Here is a 683-nt window from a genome sequence, read left to right on the forward strand (position 1 = left end):
TCCGAACATAGCCAACCAGCCATGCCACTGGCGTGACAACTGGCACACCAGAGGTCCGTCCGTCCCGGTCCTCTCGTACTAGGGACAGCCTTCCTCAAGTATCCTGCGCGCGCGGCGGATAGGGACCGAACTGTCTCACGACGTTCTAAACCCAGCTCGCGTGCCGCTTTAATGGGCGAACAGCCCAACCCTTGGGACCTACTCCGGCCCCAGGATGCGACGAGCCGACATCGAGGTGCCAAACCATGCCGTCGATATGGACTCTTGGGCAAGATCAGCCTGTTATCCCCGGGGTACCTTTTATCCGTTGAGCGACACCCCTTCCACCAGGAGGTGCCGGATCACTAGTCCCGACTTTCGTCCCTGCTCGACATGTCTGTCTCACAGTCAAGCTCCCTTGTGCACTTGCACTCGACACCTGATTGCCAACCAGGCTGAGGGAACCTTTGGGCGCCTCCGTTACCCTTTAGGAGGCAACCGCCCCAGTTAAACTACCCATCAGGCACTGTCCCTGAACCAGATCATGGTCCGAGGTTCAGATTCCCAATCCGACCAGAGTGGTATTTCAACAACGACTCCACACCCACTAGCGTGAGCGCTTCACAGTCTCCCACCTATCCTACACAAGCCGAACCGAAAACCAATACCAAACTATAGTAAAGGTCCCGGGGTCTTTCCGTCCT

1 rRNA gene is annotated in these 683 nt (G+C 57.2%); it reads right to left on the reverse strand.

Annotation, left to right across the window (positions count from 1 at the left end):
* Positions 1-683 (reverse strand): 23S ribosomal RNA (locus ABD156_RS47770); the annotation flags it as partial.

The sequence above is a fragment of the Amycolatopsis albidoflavus genome (genome assembly GCF_039525725.1).
Classification (GTDB): Bacteria; Actinomycetota; Actinomycetes; order Mycobacteriales; family Pseudonocardiaceae; genus Amycolatopsis; species Amycolatopsis albidoflava.